The 16,895-nt window shown below is 73.7% G+C and carries 1 protein-coding gene; it reads right to left on the bottom strand.

What is annotated here, in order from left to right; translation table 11 throughout:
• Positions 1–69 precede the first annotated feature (69 nt).
• Positions 70–16,845, bottom strand: coding sequence for an SDR family NAD(P)-dependent oxidoreductase (locus QBL21_RS17850; protein ID WP_407563198.1), 16,776 nt, complete (start codon positions 16,843–16,845; stop codon positions 70–72).
• Positions 16,846–16,895 lie beyond the last annotated feature (50 nt).

The raw sequence follows: 16,895 nt of genomic DNA, 5'->3' as shown, positions 1-16,895 counted from the left end.
CATGCCTTGCCGAGCCTTACCGATTGAATTGCCGAACGTTGATCGCGGCCCGGGAAGGGCCGTGAGGGCTCAGAGCCCGAGATCCTTCTCCACGAAGCTAAAGAGCTCCTCATTGCTGGCTTTGCGCAGCGAGTCGAGGACTTCCTCGCCGCTCTCGTCGGACGCGCCCGGGGCCGACAGCTTGGAGAGCAGCGCCTCCAGCCGCTCGACCAGAACCACCCGCTCCGGGTCGTCCGAAGGCCGCGCCGACAGCGCCGCGTCGAGGCGGTCGAGATCGTCCACGGTGACGACGCCCCCGTCCGCGCCGCGCCCGGGAGCGAGGCGCGCGGCGAGATGGTCGCCCAGCGCCAGCGGGGTCGGGTAGTCGAAGATCAGCGTCGCCGGGAGCTGCTGCCCGACCAGCGTGCCCAGCTTGTTGCGCAACTGGACGGCGGTGAGCGAGTCGAAGCCCAGCTCCGAGAACGGCCGGTCCGCGTCCACGCCCCGCTCGCCGCTGTGCCCGAGGACGAGAGCCACCTCGCGGGCCACCAGCGCACGCACCCGCTCGGTCCGCTGTTCGGCGTCCAGCCCGGCCAGCTCCGCGACCAGCGCGGCCGACTCGGCGGCCCCGGCTCCGCCACCGGCCCCGGCGCTCGCCGCGGGGCGGCGGACGCCGCGTACCAGCGTGCGCAGGAGCGGCGGCGCGGACGCGGGATCGACGCGGGCGGTGTCGAGGGCGACGGGCAGGAGGTGGGAACGGGTGGCGGCGATGCCGGAGTCGAGGAGGGCGAGGCCCTGTTCGGTGGTCAGCGGCGTGACGCCGCTGCGGACGAGGCGGGCGACGTCGGTGTCGTCCAACTGCCCGGTCATGCCGGACTGCTCGCCCCACAGGCCCCAGCCGAGCGAGACGGCGGGCAGGCCGCGGTGGCGGCGGAGTGCGGCGAGGGTGTCGAGGAAGGTGTTGGCGGCGGCGTAGTTGGCTTGTCCGGGCGCGCCGAGGGTGGCGGCGGCGGAGGAGTAGAGGACGAAGGCGTCGAGCTTGAGGTCTGCGGTGAGTTCGTGGAGGTGCCAGGCCGCGTCGACCTTGGGCCGCAGGACGGTGGTGAGGTGGTCGGGGGTGAGGTTGTGGAGGGTGGCGTCGGCGAGGGCGCCGGCGGTGTGGAAGACGGCGCTCAGGGGGAGGTCGGCGGGGATGGTGTCGAGGACTGCGGCGAGCTGGTCGCGGTCCGCCGTGTCGCAGGCGGCGATACGTACCTCGGCGCCCAGCGCGGTCAACTCGTCCCGGAGCGCGGCGGCATGGGGAGCGTCGGGCCCGCTGCGGCTGGTGAGCAGCAGATGGCGTACGCCGTGGGCGGTGACCAGGTGGCGGGCGGTGTGGGCGCCCAGCGTGCCCGTACCGCCGGTGATCAGGACCGTGCCCTCGGCGTCGAGGGCGACCGCCCCGGACGGGTCGGGGGCGTGGCGGGTGAGCCGCGGGACGAAGCACTGGCCCTCGCGCAGGGCGAGTTGGGGCTCGTCCAGGGTGAGCGCGGCGGGCAGGGCGGCCAGGCTGTCGGCGTGCCCGTCCGTGTCGACGAGCGTGACACGGCCCGGGTTCTCGCCCTGCGCGCTGCGGATCAGGCCCCAGAGGGGAGCGTGCACGAGGTCGGTGGCGTCCTCCTCGGAGGTGGTGGCGACGGCCCGTTGGGTGACGACGACCAGGTGCCGGTCCGCGCTCGCCTCGTCCGCCAGCCATTCCTGTACGTGTCCGAGGGCCTGCGCGGCGGCGCGGTGGACCCCGTCTGCCACGGAAAGGTCCGGGTGCCGGTCGAGGGTCGCGTACACGTCGAGCTTGACGGCGCCGTCCGCCGGGACGTCCGCCCCGGCCGACAGCACGGCCCACGGCGCGGACGGGCCCGCCGTCCCGGCGACGGACGCCGGGGTCCACTCCACGGCGAACAGCCGCTTCCCGGGCGCGTCCCCGCCGATCGCCGCCAACTGGGCGCGGTCGACCGGGCGCACCGACAGCGTCTCCACCCGGGCGACCGGCGCCCCCGCCGGGTCCGCCAGCGTGATACGCGCCGTGTCCGCGGACTCGCGCCGCAGGTGGGCGCGGAGCGCCGAGGCGCCGGTGGCGTGCAGTTCGACGCCGGACCAGGAGAACGGCAGTTGGGCGTCGCCGCCCTCCTCCGCCAGAAGGCCCAGGGCGTGCAGCGTGGCGTCCAGCAGCGCCGGGTGCAGGCCGTAGCCCGTGGCGCCGGTGCCGGCGCCGAGCGCGATCTCGGCGTACACGTCGTCGCCTTGGCGCCAGGCGGCCGTCAGGCCCTGGAAGGCCGGGCCGTACTGGTAGCCGCGGAGCGCCAGGTCGTCGTAGACCGAGTCGAGGGCGACGGCCTCCGCCCCGGCCGGCGGCCAGGCGGTGAGGTCGGCCCCGGTGCCCGCATCCGTGGCGGCCGTGAGCCGCCCCGTGGCGTGCAGCGTCCACGGCTCGCCCCGCCCGGTCCGCGAGTGGACCCCGATGGCCCGCCCGCCCTCGGCGTCCCCGGCCGAGACGATCACCTGGAGGTGCACGGTGCCCTGGTCCGGGACGACGAGCGGAGCTTCGAGCGTGAGGTCCGCCAGCCGGAGGGCGCCCACCTGCTCACCCGCGTACAGGGCGAGTTCGACGAACGCGCTGCCCGGCAGCAGCACGGTCCCGAAGACGGCGTGGTCCGCCAGCCACGGGTGCGTGCGCAGGGAGAGCCGCCCGGTGAAGGTCACGGCGTCGCCGTCCGCGTGCTCCACGGCAGCGCTGAGCAGCGGGTGGTCCGCCGTCCCCAGGCCCAGCCCCTCGGCGTCCCCGGTCGAGGGCAGGGCGTCGAGCCAGTAGCGCTGGTGCTGGAAGGCGTACGTGGGGAGATCGCCGAGCACGGGCGCCGCGGCGGTGGGCCAGTCGACGGCGGAGTGCACCGTGTGGACCGTGGCCATGGCGCTCGTGAACGTGTCGGTCTGCCCCCGCTTGCGCTGCTGGGCCGCCACGGTGGTGGCGGGCGCGGTGAGGGTGTCGGTGGTGAGGGTCGTCAGGGTGGCGTCCGGGCCGAGTTCGAGGTAAGTGCCGGTGCCGGCCTGCTCCAGGTAGGCGGTCACGGCGGCGTACTCGACGGTCTGGCGCAGTTGCTCGGCCCAGTAGTCGGGCGAGGCGGCCTCGTCTGCCGTCAACGGTTGTCCGGTGCGGTTTGAGATCACCGGCAGGGCCGGGGCCTTGGCCGCGATGTCGGCGACCACCGTGCGGAACTCGTCCAGGATCGGGTCCATGTGGGCCGAGTGGAAGGCATGGCTGACCCGCAGTCGCCGGGCGGGCACACCGATGTCGGAGCACCGCTCCGCGACCGTGTCCATGGCCTCGGCGTCGCCCGATACGACCGTGGAGACGGGCGAGTTGTGGGCGGCGATCGAGGCGCCGTCCACGTCCTTGAGCAGGCGGGTGACGGTGTCGCGGTCGGCGGCGACGGAGAGCATGGCACCGCCGGTCGGCAGCGTCCCCATGAGCCGCGCCCGGGTAGCGACGAGCCGCGCCGCGTCGGCGAGGGTCCATACCCCGGCGATGTGGGCGGCGGTCAACTCCCCGATGGAGTGACCGGCCAAGTAGTCCGGCCGGATCCCGAAGGACTCCGCGAGCCGGTACAGAGCGACCTCGTAGGCGAACAGCGCGGGCTGGGTGTACGTCGTGTCGTTGAGCAGCTCGGCCTCGGGGCTGTCGGCGTCGGCGAACAGCAGGGGCTTGAGCGGCTGCGGGAGGTGTGCGTCCAGCGCCGCGCAGGCGTCGTCCAGTGCGTCGGCGAACACCGGGTACGTTCCGTACAACTCCGTGCCCATGCCCGGGCGCTGCGCGCCCTGGCCGGTGAACAGCACCGCCAGCTTCCCCGCCCGGTACCGCCCCACCACGGCCCGGTCGGACTCCTCGCCGCGCGCGACGGCATCCAGCCCGGCCAGCAGCTCGTCCCGGTCCGTACCGAAGACCACCGCACGGTGGTCCAGCACCGCACGCGAGCGCACCAGAGAAGCGCCCACCGCATGCACGTCGGTCTCGGGCCGCCCGGTCAGGTACGCCCGCAGCCGGCCCGCCTGCTCGGCCAGCGCCTCCGCCGTGTGCCCGGAGACCGGCCACACCACCGGACCCGGCCCGGCCGTCGCGGCGGCGGCACCGGCGTCGTCGGCCGGCGGCTCCTCGATGATCACGTGCGCGTTGGTGCCGCTCATGCCGAACGACGACACCCCCGCGCGCCGCGGCTTCTCCGCCCGCGGCCACGGCACGTCGTCGCGCAGCAGCTCCACGGCGCCCGCCGACCAGTCGATGTGCGGCGACGGCTCGTCCACGTGCAGCGTCCGGGGCAGCACCCCGTACCGCATGGCCTGCACCATCTTGATCACGCCGCCGACCCCGGCCGCGGCCTGGGTGTGGCCGATGTTGGACTTGATCGAGCCCAGCCGCAGCGGCTCGTCCGCGGGCCGGCCCTGGCCGTACGTGGCGAGCAGGGCCTGCGCCTCGATGGGGTCGCCGAGGCTGGTGCCGGTGCCGTGCGCCTCGACGGCGTCGACGTCGGCGGGGGAGAGCCCCGCCCCGGCCAGGGCCTGGCGGACCACGCGCTCCTGGGACGGACCGTTGGGCGCGGTCAGGCCGTTGGAGGCGCCGTCCTGGTTGACGGCCGAGCCGCGGACGACGGCGAGGACCGGATGGCCGTTGCGCCGGGCGTCCGACAGCCGCTCCACGAGCAGCAGCCCCACGCCCTCCGACCAGCCCGTCCCGTCGGCGCCGGCGGCGAACGCCTTGCAGCGCCCGTCGGGCGCGAGACCGCGCTGCCGGCTGAACTCCACGAACATGTTGGGGCTCGCCATCACAGACACCCCGCCCACGAGGGCGAGATCGCACTCGCCCTCCCGCAGCGCCTGGCCGGCCATGTGCAGCGCCACCAGCGACGAGGAGCACGCCGTGTCGACCGTGATCGCCGGGCCCTCCAGACCGAACGCGTACGAGACGCGGCCGGAGGCGATGCTGCCCGCGCTGCCGATCCCGATCTGTCCCTCGAACCCCTCGGGGATGCGGGAGTGGCGCGAGTAGTAGTCCTGGGAGATGACGCCGGTGAACACGCCGGTCCGGCTGCCGTGCAGCGAGTGCGGGTCGATGCCCGCGCGCTCGAACGTCTCCCACGCGGTCTCCAGCAGCAGCCGGTGCTGCGGGTCCGTCGCCGTCGCCTCGCGAGGGCTCATGCCGAACGCCGCGGGGTCGAACTGCTCGGCCTCGTAGAGGAAGCCGCCCTCGCGGACGTACGACGTACCCGGATGGTCGGGGTCGGCGTCGAAGAGCGCGTCGGTGTCCCAGCCGCGGTTCTCCGGGAACGCGCCGATCGCGTCCCGGCCCTCGGCCACCAGCCGCCACAGGTCATCGGGAGAACGCACGTCGCCCGGGTAGCGGCAGGCCATGCCCACGATGGCGATCGGATCGCCCGCCACCCGGCTGCCGGCCACCGGCACGCCGGGCGCCTCGGACCGGACGCCGAGCACCGTCTTGCGCAGGTGCTCGGCGAGCGCCGTGGGCGTGGGGTGGTCGAAGACCAGGGTGGCGGGCAGCCGCTCGCCGACCGCGGCGGACAACCCGTTGCGCAGCTCGACCGCCGTCAGGGAGTCGATGCCCAGATCCTTGAACGAGCGGTTGACGGCGACCGCATCCTCGCCGTGCCCGAGCACCGTGCCGACGTGGCTCGCCACCAGCCGCAGCAGGACGTCCCGCTGCTCGGCGGCGCCCAGCCCCGACAGCCGCCGCGCGAGCGCGGAGGAGTCCCCGCCGCCGGCCACGTCGCCCGCGGCGGCCTGGCGGCGCTGCGCGCGCAGCAGGCTACGGAACAGGGCGGGTGCCTGCGCCGCGTCGAGCCGCGCCGGATTGACGGCCGCCGGAACCAGGAACGGCACCGCGGAGACGCAGCCCGCGTCGAGGAGGGCGAGGCCCTGCTCGGTGGTCAGCGGCGCGAGACCGCCCCGGGAGAGACGGGCGACGTCGCCGTCGTCCATGTGCCCGGTCATGCCGGACTGCTCGGCCCAGAAGCCCCAGGCGAGGCTGACGGCGGGCAGGCCGCGGCGGGTGCGGTGGTGGGCGAGGGCGTCGAGAAAGGCGTTGGCGGCGGCGTAGTTGGCCTGCCCCGTCGCGCCGAGGGTGGCGGCGGCGGAGGAGTAGAGGACGAAGGCGTCGAGCTTGAGGTCTGCGGTCAGCTCGTGGAGGTGCCAGGCCGCGTCGACCTTCGGTCGCATGACGGTGGTGAGGTGGTCGGGGGTGAGGTTGTGCAAGGTGGCGTCCGCGAGAGCGCCGGCGGTGTGGAAGACGGCGGACAGCGGATGGTCGGTCGGGATGGTGTCGAGGAGTGCGGCGAGCTGGTCGCGGTCGGCGGCGTCGCAGGCGGCGATACGTACCTCGGCGCCCAGCGCGGTCAACTCGTCCCGAAGGGCGGCGGCATGGGGGGCGTCGGGCCCGCTGCGGCTGGTGAGCAGCAGATGGCGTACACCGTGGGCGGTGACGAGGTGGTGGGCGGTGTGGGCGCCGAGGGTGCCCGTACCGCCGGTGATGAGGGCGGTGCCCTCGGGGTCCAGGCTGAGGCCGTCGCCGGCCGGGGGAGCGTGGCGGGCGAGCCGGGGGACGAGCGCCCGGCCGTCGCGCAGGGCGAGCTGCGGCTCGTCCAGAGCCAGGGCGGCTTCGACGTGAGGCGTGAGGTCGGCGGCGGGGTCGTCGGTGTCGATCAGGGTGAGCCGGCCCGGGTGCTCGCTCTGGGCGCTGCGTACCAGACCCCACAGGGGCGCGTGGACGAGGTCGGTGACGTCCTCGTCGGCGGTGGCGGCCACGGCCCGGTGGGTCACGACGACGAGATGACGCTCCGCGTTCGTCTCGTCCGCGAGCCATTCCTGTACGTGCCCGAGGGCCTGCGCGGCAGCGTGGTGGACCTGCGCGGACAGCGGGCCCGCCGCGTCCGCGGGCGCCGGCGTCAGCCGTGCCGCCGAAGAAGGCGCGACGTCCGCCGCGGCCCCGGCGGCGACGAGGGCCCAGTCGCGTGCCGTCGCGCCCGAGGCGGGCGCGTCGGCGGCGGGAAGAGCGGCCCAGTCCATGCGGAAGAGCCGGTTGTGCGTGCTCGTACGGGCGTTGGCGAGCTGAACCGGGTCCAGCGGCCGCAGCACGAGGGAACTCACCTTGGCCACCGGCCGGCCGGCGACATCGGCGAGCACGACGGCGACCGTCGTCTCGTCCACCCGCGTGACCTGGGCGCGCACGGTGGTGGCCCCGGTTGCGTACAGGCTCACGTCGTTCCACGAGAACGGCAGGTACACGCCGCCGCTGATGGCGTCGGTGAGCCCGAGGGTGTGCAGCGCGGCGTCGAGCAGCGCGGGGTGGACATCGAAGCCCGAGGCGTCGGTGGAGGCGTCGAGGCCGACCTCGGCGTAGAGGCTGTCACCCAGGCGCCACGCCGCCGTGAGGCCCTGGAAGGCCGGACCGTACTCGTTGCCGCGCGCGGCGAACGCCTCGTACAGGTCGTCCACCGGCACCTGCTCGGCACCGGCCGGGGGCCAGACGGCGAGGTCGTCGGCGACGGGCTCGGCGGGGCGCGCGGTCAGCACGCCGACGGCGTGCAGCGTCCACGGCTCGTCGTCGGAGCCACGGGAGTGGACGGTGACGGACCGGTCCTCGGCGTCGTGCGGCCCCACCGCCACCTGGAGCTGGAGGGTGGCCTTGTCCGGGAGGACGAGGGGGGCTTGAAGCGTCAGCTCGGTCAGATACGGGTGCGCGGTCTGCTCGCCCGCGTGGAGGGCCAGGTCGACGAAGGCGGTACCGGGCAGCAGGACGGTCCCGTTGACGGCGTGGTCCGCGAGCCAGGGGTGGGCGCGCAGGCTGAGACTGCCGGTGAACGTGACCGCACCGTCCCCGGCGGCCTCCACGGCGGCACCGAGGAGGGGGTGGGTGCTGGCGCGGAGGCCCAGGTCGGTGGGGTCGCCGCTGGGGGTGGGGACGTTGAGCCAGTAGTGCTCGCGCTGGAAGGGGTAGGTGGGGAGGTCGGTGAGGGGGGTGGGCGCCTGGTGCCAGTCGACGGGGGTGCCGTGGGTGTGGAGGTGGGCGAGGGCGAGGCGGAGTTGGGTGGGGGAGTGTTCGTGGCGGCGCAGGGTGCCGGTGGCGGTGACTGCCGGGTCGGTGTCGGTGATGGCGGTGGTGAGGGTGGGGTGGGGGCTGGTTTCGACGTACGTCGTGTGGCCGCTGTCGACGAGTTGGGTGAGGGTGTCGTGGAAGCGGACGGTTTCGCGGAGGTTGGTGTACCAGTATTCGGCGGTCAGTCCGGTGGTGTCGATCTCCTCGCCGGTGACGGTCGAGTGGAAGGGAATCGAGGCGGCCTGGGGCTCCAGGCCGTCGAGCGTGGTGAGGAGGGTGTCGCGGAGTGCGGTGACGTGGGGGCCGTGGGAGGCGTAGTCGACGGGCAGCAGCCGGTTGCGTACGCCTGTCTTCTCGCATTGGGCGAGGTATGCGGTGACGGCGTCGGTGTCGCCGGAGATCACGGTGGCGGTGGGGCTGTTGACCACGGCGACGGACAGCTTGCCGTCCCACGCGGCGATTTCCTCGGCCACCTGGGTGTGCGGCAGGGCAACGGACGCCATGGCGCCCTGACCGGAGAGCGCCCGGATGGCCTGGCTGCGCAGGCTCACGACCTTCGCGGCGTCCTGAAGGCTCAACGCTCCGGCGACGTGCGCCGCGGCGATCTCGCCTTGTGAGTGGCCGATGACCGCGTCGGGCTGGATGCCGTGGTGCTGCCACAGCCGGGCGAGACTCACCATCACGGCGAACAGTGCGGGCTGGACGACGTCGACCCGCTCCAGCAACGCGCCTTCGGGATCGGCCAGTACGTCACGGAGCGACCAGTCGTCCGCGTAGACGGACAGCGCAGCCTCGCACTTCACGATCGCCGCCGCGAAGACCGGCTCCGCCTCGATCAGGTCCGCGGCCATCCCGGCCCACTGCGCACCTTGACCCGGGAAGACGAACACCGTCTTCCCCTCGGACTGTTCGCTGCTGGCGACCACCCGAGCCGAAGGCTCGCCCGCCGCTACCGCGGCCAGCCCCTCCAGCAGTTCGTCCCGCTCAGCACCCACGACCACCGCTCGGTGGCCGAGGGCGGACCGCGTGGTGACCAGGCTGTGCGCCACTTCCGCCGGCGAGACCTCCGGCCGCTCCGTCAGCCGCGTGTGGAGCCGTGCGGCCTGGTCGGCCAACGCCTGCGGCGTGTGCCCGGAGAGCGGCCAGGCCACCACCCCGCCCGGCTCGACCACCGCGGGTGCGGTCTCGGACTCCGGCGCCTGCTCGACGATGATGTGCGCGTTGGTGCCGCTCATGCCGAACGACGAAATGCCCGCGCGGCGAGGCCGCGCCTCCGGCACGTCCCACGGCCGTTGCTCGGTGAGCAACTGCACCGCGCCCGCCGTCCAGTCGATGTGCGACGACGGTGCATCGACGTGCAACGTCTGCGGGAGAACGCCCTCCCGCATGGCCATCACCATCTTGATGACGCCGCCGACGCCCGCCGCTGCCTGCGTGTGACCAAGGTTCGACTTCAGCGAGCCCAGCCACAGCGGCGCGTCGTCCGACCGGTCCTTGCCGTACGTGGCCAGCAGCGCCTGTGCCTCGATCGGGTCGCCCAGCGTCGTACCCGTCCCGTGGGCCTCGACCGCATCGACATCCGAAGTCGACAAACCCGCATTCGCGAGCGCCTGCCGGATCACCCGCTGCTGCGACGGACCGTTCGGAGCCGTCAGCCCGTTGGACGCACCGTCCTGGTTCACCGCCGAACCCCGCACCACCGCCAGCACCTTGTGCCCGTTACGCCGCGCATCCGACAGCCGCTCCACGAGCAACAGCCCGACACCCTCCGACCACCCGGTCCCGTCCGCGCCGTCCGCGAACGCCTTGCACAACCCGTCCGGCGCGAGCCCGCGCTGACGGCTGAAGACGACGAAGGCATGCGGCGTCGGCATGACGGTGACCCCGCCCGCCAGCGCGAGGTCGCACTCGCCCTGCCGCAGCGACTGCGCCGCCATGTGCAGCGCCACCAGCGACGACGAGCACGCCGTGTCCACCGTCACCGCAGGGCCCTCAAGCCCCAGCGTGTACGAGATCCGCCCCGACGCGATGCTGCCGAGGGTGCCCGTGCCCATGAAGCCCTCGTACTCGTCGGGCACGGACGGCAGACGGGTCAGATAGTCCTGGTTGACCAGCCCCGTGAACACACCGGTCCGGCTGCCGTGGAGCGACTGCGGGTCCATGCCCGCGCGCTCGAACGTCTCCCACGCCGTCTCCAGCAGCAGCCGCTGCTGCGGGTCCGTGGCGGTCGCCTCGCGCGGGCTGATCCGGAACAGCGCGTGGTCGAACTCGGCGGCGTCGTAGAGGAAGCCACCGCGCCGGACGTACGAGGTGCCGAAGCGCGACGGCTCGGGGTCGAAGATCGCGTCGAGGTCCCAGCCGCGGTCCTCGGGGAACTCCCCGATGCCCGTGCGGCCGTCCGCCAGCATCTGCCACAGGTCCTCGGGCGAGTCGACGCCGCCGGGGAAGCGGCAGGCCATGCCGACGATCGCGATCGGCTCGTCGTCCGCCGCCGTCGAGCGGTGGGCCGGCGCCAGGTCGGCGGCGGACGGGGTGCCGCTTTCCTCAAGGACGGTGGCGAGCAGGAAGTCCGCCAGAACGGCGGGGGTCGGGTAGTCGAAGACGAGCGTCGAGGCCAGGACGAGGCCCGTCGCGCCCGCGATGCGGTTACGGAGTTCGACGGCCGTCAGCGAGTCGAAGCCCAGCTCCTTGAAGGGACGGGTGGGGTTCACCGCAGCGCCGCTGCCGTGCCCGAGGACGGCGGCGACGTGCACGTTGACCAGGTTCAGCAGGTGCTTGCGCCGGTCCTCCTGGCTCAGCCGGACGAGCTGGTCGGCCAGCCCCGAGCCGCCGTCCGCGACGGCCGAGGCGGCGACGCGCCGCCCTCCGCCCCGTACGAGACCGCGGAGCAGCGGCGGCACCGTGCCGCTCACGCGGCTCGCGTCGACCTGCGCGGCGACCAGCATCGGGTGGCCGCTGGCCAGACCCTCGTCGAACAGCCGCATGCCCAGCTCGGTGCCCAGCGGAGTGACGCCGCCGCGCTCCAGGCGGGCGAGCGCGTCGGCGTCCATGTGCTGGGTGAGCCCGGATGCCTCGGCCCAGAACCCCCACGCGAGGGACAGCGTCGGCAGGCCGGTGCGGCGGCGCTGTGCCGCGAGGGAGTCGAGGAAGGTGTTGGCCAGCGCGTAGTTCGCCTGGCCGGGCGCGCCGAGGACGGCGGCTGCCGAGGAGAAGAGGACGAAGGCGTCCAGGTCGGCGTCGGCGGTCAGCTCGTGCAGGTTCCAGGCCGCGTCGACCTTCGGACGCAGCACGGACCGCAGCCGCTCGGGGGTGAGGTTGGCGACCGTCGTGTCGTCCAGGGCGCCGGCCGCGTGGATGATGCCCCGCAGGGGGTGCTCGGCGGGGATGGTGGCAAGCAGCGCGGCGAGCCGGTCGCGGTCCGCGGCGTCGCACGCCTCGATACGGACCCGGGCGCCCAGCGCCGTCAGCTCCTCCCGCAGCTCCGCCGCCCCGCTCGCGTCCGGTCCCGACCTGCTGACGAGCAGCAGGTCCCGTACGCCGTGCTCGGTGACCAGATGGCGCGCGAAGTGCCCGCCCAGCACCCCCGTGCCGCCCGTGATCAGCACGGTGCCGTCCGCGCGGAACGGGGTGGGCAGGGTGAGGACGACCTTGCCGATGTGCCGCGCCTGGCTGAAGTACCGCAGCGCGGTGCGCGCCTCGTGGAAGTCCCACGCCGTCACCGGCAGCGGCCGGAGCGTCCCCGCCTCGCACAGCTCACGCAGCTCGGACAGCATGACTGCGACCCGCTCCGGTGTCGCCTCACCGAGGTCGAACGCGCGGTACGCGACGCCCGCGTGGTCCGTACGCACCGCATCCGCGTCGCGGATGTCCGTCTTGCCCATCTCCATGAACCGGCCGCCCTCGCCCAGCAGCCGCAGCGAGGCGTCGACGAAGTCCCCGGCCAGGGAGTTCAGTACGACGTCCACGCGGCCCCCGGCGCCCAGGGCCGTACGGAAGTGCTCCGCGAAGTCCAGCGTGCGGGAGGACGCGATGTGCGCGTCGTCAAGCCCGTGCTCCCGCAGGATGTGCTGCTTGCCGGGGCTCGCGGTGGCGAAGACCTCGACGCCCCAGTGCCGCGCGAGCTGGAGCGTCGCCATGCCGACACCACCGGCACCGGCGTGCACGAGCAGCTTTTCGCCGGGCCGGATCCGCGCCAGGTCGGCCAGCCCGAGGTACGCGGTGAGGAAGACGATCGGCAGCGTTGCCGCCTCCGCGAAGCTCCATCCCCGCGGAACGGCGGTCACCATCCGCGCGTCGGCCTTGGTCACCGGGCCCGTACCGTGGATCAGCCCCATCACGCGGTCGCCGACCGCGACATGGGTGACGTCGGGAGCGGCCTCCAGCACGACACCGGCGCCCTCGCCGCCGAGGGCGCGCGCGTCGTCCACGACGCCGAGGGCGACGGCCACGTCACGGAAGTTCAGCCCCGCCGCATGCAGCCGGATGCGGACCTCGCCGGGCGCGAGCGGCGCCTCAGCCTCCGGGAAGTCCACCAGACCGAGGTCTTCCAGCGTGCCCCGGCCCGTGACACCCAGCCGCGCGCCGACGCCGTCCCCGGCCTGCGCGAACCGCTCGGCCCCGGGATAGCGGGTCAGCCGCGGCACGTGCGCGGCGCCCTCGCGCAGGGCGATCTGCGGCTCGTCGAGCGTGAGCACGGCGGGCAGGGCGGCGAGGCTGTCGGCGTGCCCGTCGCTGTCGACGAGGACGATACGGCCGGGGTTCTCGCTCTGGGCACTGCGGAGCAGGCCCCACAGCGACGCGTGGACGAGGTCCTTCGGCGACTCGCCGGGCTGCGCGGTGACGGCGTTGCCGGTGACGACGACCAGCCGCTCCCCGGTACGCGCGTCGTCGGCCAGCCACTCCTGCACCACGCTCAGGGCGCGCTCGGCGGCGGCCTGCACCTGCTCGGGCACGGACCGCTCGCCGTCCACCGCGTCGAGCACGGCACGCGTCGGCCTGCCCTCCAGCCACCGCGCCGGGACCCCGAGCGCCACGGCCGCCCAGCCCTCGCCGGCGGCTGCCTCTGGCGTGGCCTCCGGTACGGGGACGGGCGTCCACGCGACGGAGAACAGCGAACTGTGCGGGCGGGCCGAAGCGGCGGCCCTGAGCTGCGCCGGGTCCACCGGGCGCAGGGTGAGCCGGCCGACGCGGGCGACGAGGCGCCCGGCCGGGTCGGCGAGGGTCAGCTCGGCGCTGGTCGCGGAGTGCCGGACGAGCCGTACGCGGAGGGCCGTCGCGCCGGTGGCGTGGAGCTGCACGTCGCTCCAGGCGAACGGCAGAAGCACCTCGCCCGTCGCGGCGCCGTCCAAGGCGAGGGTGTGCAGCGCGGCGTCGAGCAGCGCGGGGTGGACGCCGTAGCCGTCGGTGTCCGCGTCGACGCGCACCTCGGCGAAGAGGTCGTCGCCCTGGCGCCAGGCCGCGGTCAGACCGCGGAAGGCAGGGCCGTAATCGTAGCCGTGGGCGGCGAGGTCGTCGTAGAGGCTCTCCGTGACCAGTACCTCGGCGTCGCGGGGCGGCCAGGCGGTCAGCACCTCGTCCGCGTCCGGGGAGGCGGGGGAGTGGGCGCCGAGCGTCCCGCGGGCATGCGTGGTCCACGGCTCGCCGGGGTCGGCACCCTCGGGGCGCGAGTGGATGGTGACCGTCCGCGTGCCGGTCACGTCCGTCAGGCCGGTGATGACCTGGAGGTGCAGGGTGGCTTTGGCGGGGATGACGAGGGGGGCCTGAAGAGTCAGCTCGGTGAGGTGGGGGTGGGCGGTGTGCTCGCCCGCGTGGAGAGCGAGGTCGACGAAGGCGGTGCCGGGGAGAAGGACGGTGCCGTTGACGGCGTGGTCGGCGAGCCAGGGGTGGGCGCGCAGGCTGAGGCTGCCGGTGAGGACCGTGGACTCGTCGCTGCCCTCGGCGAGTTGCAGGGTGGCGGGGAGGAGAGGGTGGTTCGTGTCCTGGAGGCCGAGGGTGGCGGGGTTGCTGTTCGCGGCCGGTACGTCGAGCCAGTAGGGCTGGTGCTGGAAGGGGTAGGTGGGGAGGTCGGCGGGGGTGGTGGGGGTGTGGTGCCAGTCGACGGGGGTGCCGTGGGTGTGGAGGTGGGCGAGGGCGAGGCGGAGTTGGGTGGGCGAGTGTTCGTGGCGGCGGAGGGTGCCGGTGGCGGTGGTTGCCGGGTCGGTGTCGGTGATGGCGGTGGTCAGTGTCGGGTGGGGGCTGGCTTCGACGTACGTCGTGTGGCCGCTGTCGATCAGCCGGGTGAGGGTGTCGTGGAAGCGGACGGTTTCGCGGAGGTTGGTGTACCAGTATTCGGCGGTCAGTCCGGTGGTGTCGAATTCCTCGCCGGTGACGGTCGAGTGGAAGGGAATCGCGGCGGCCTGGGGCTCCAGGCCGTCGAGCGTGGTGAGGAGGGTGTCGCGGAGTGCGGTGACGTGGGGGCCGTGGGAGGCGTAGTCGACGGGAAGCAGCCGGTTGCGTACGCCTGTCTTCTCGCATTGGGCGAGGTATGCGGTGACGGCGTCGGTGTCGCCGGAGATCACGGTGGCGGTGGGGCTGTTGACCACGGCGACCGACAGTTTCCCGTCCCACGCGGCGATTTCCTCAGCGACCTGCGCGTGAGGAAGGGCGATCGACGCCATCGCACCCTGACCGGACAGCGCCCGGATGGCCTGGCTACGAAGGCACACGACCTTCGCCGCGTCCTGAAGGCTCAACGCTCCGGCGACGTGCGCGGCGGCGATCTCGCCTTGCGAGTGACCGATCACCGCGTCCGGCTGGATCCTGTGGTGCTGCCACAGCCGCGCCAGGCTGACCATGACCGCGAACAGCGCGGGCTGGACCACGTCCACCCGCTCCAGCAACACGCCCTCGGGATCGGCCAGTACGTCGGTGAGTGACCAGTCGGCCGCGTAGACGGACAGCGCAGCCTCGCACTCCGCGATCGCCTGCGCGAAGACCGGCTCCGCTTCGATCAGGTCCGCGGCCATGCCGGCCCACTGGGCGCCCTGGCCCGGGAAGACGAACACCGTCTTCCCGCCCGGCTGCACGCTCCCGCTCACGACCCGCGCCGAAGGCTCGCCCGCCGCTACCGCGGCCAGCCCCTCCAGCAGTTCGTCCCGCCCTCCGCCCACGACCACCGCGCGGTGGGACAGGGCGGAACGCGTAGCGACCAGGCTGTGCGCAGCCTGAACCGGGCTGATGTCAGGACGCGACGTCAGATGCCCGTGCAGCCGTCCCGCCTGCTCCGCCAGCGCCTGCGGCGTGTGCCCGGACACCGGCCACGCCACCACCCCACCCGGCTCGCCCTCGGCGGCGGATTCAAGCTCCGGGGCCTGCTCGATGATGACGTGCGCGTTCGTCCCGCTCATCCCGAACGACGACACACCCGCCCGCCGCGGGCGCTCCTCCTCCACCGGCCACGCCCGCTGCTCGGTGAGCAGTTCCACCGCGCCGTCGGTCCAGTCCACGTGCGGCGACGGCTCGTCCACATGCAGCGTCTGCGGGAGAACGCCCTCCCGCATCGCCATCACCATCTTGATCACACCCGCGACGCCCGAGGCGGCGCGCGTGTGACCGATGTTCGACTTCAACGACCCGAGCCACAGCGGCTGCTTGTCGGACCGGTTCTTGCCGTACGTGTCCAGCAGCGCCTGCGCCTCGATCGGGTCGCCCAGCGTCGTACCCGTGCCGTGCGCCTCCACGGCATCCACGTCCGACGCCGACAGCCGAGCGCTGACGAGCGCCTGCTCGATGGCCTTGCGCTGCGCCGGCCCGTTGGGTGCGGTCAGGCCGTTGGACGCGCCGTCCTGGTTGATCGCCGACCCGCGTACCACCGCCAGCACGCGGTGGCCGTTCCGCTGCGCGTCCGAGAGCTTTTCCAGGAGGAGCACGCCCGCGCCCTCCGACCAGCCGGTCCCGTCGGCCCCGGCCGCGAACGGCTTGCAGCGCCCGTCGGCGGACATGGCCCGCTGCCTGCTGAAGATCACGAAGCAGGTGGGCGCGGACATCACGGTCACGCCCCCGGCGAGGGCGAGCGACGACTCGCCCTTCCGCAGCGACTCGCATGCCAGGTGCATGGCCACCAGCGACGACGAGCACGCCGTGTCCACCGTCACCGCCGGACCCTCGAAGCCGAAGGTGTACGACACGCGCCCGGAGGCCACGCTCATCGAGGCGCCGGTGCCGATGAACCCCTCGTACTCCTCCGGTACGGAGTCCAGCCGGCTGATGTAGTCCTGGTCCTCGACGCCCGCGAAGACGCCGACCGGACGGCCGCGTTCCGCGGCCGGGTCGATGCCCGCGCGCTCGAACGCCTCCCACGCCGTCTCCAGCAGCAGCCGCTGCTGCGGGTCCGTGGCGGTCGCCTCGCGCGGGCTCATGCCGAAGAACTCGGGGTCGAAGTCCGCGGCGTCGTGCAGGAAGCCGCCGTGCTTGGAGTAGCTGGTGCCGGGGTTGTTCGGGTCCGGGTGGTAGAGGGCGTCGGTGTCCCAGCCCCGGTTCGTGGGGAACTCGGAGATGGCGTCGGTGCCGTTCGCGACCAGGTTCCACAGGTCCTCGGGCGTCGCCACGCCACCGGGCAGCCGGCAGGCCATGCCGACGATCGCGATCGGCTCGTCGCCGTCCGTCTCAAGCTGCCGGAGCCGCTGGCGGGCCTGCCGCAGCTCTGCGGTGACCCACTTGAGGTGGTCGAGAAGCTTCTTCTCGTTCTCCATTAGCGCAAGCTCCTTGAGCGATCGGGGTGGGTCGTGGGCGTGTTCGGTGC

The organism is Streptomyces sp. 184, assembly GCF_045781775.1.
Taxonomy (GTDB): Bacteria; Actinomycetota; Actinomycetes; order Streptomycetales; family Streptomycetaceae; genus Streptomyces.
The sequence above is the reverse complement of the archived record's forward strand: the minus strand, read 5'-3'. Positions and strand labels throughout refer to the sequence as shown.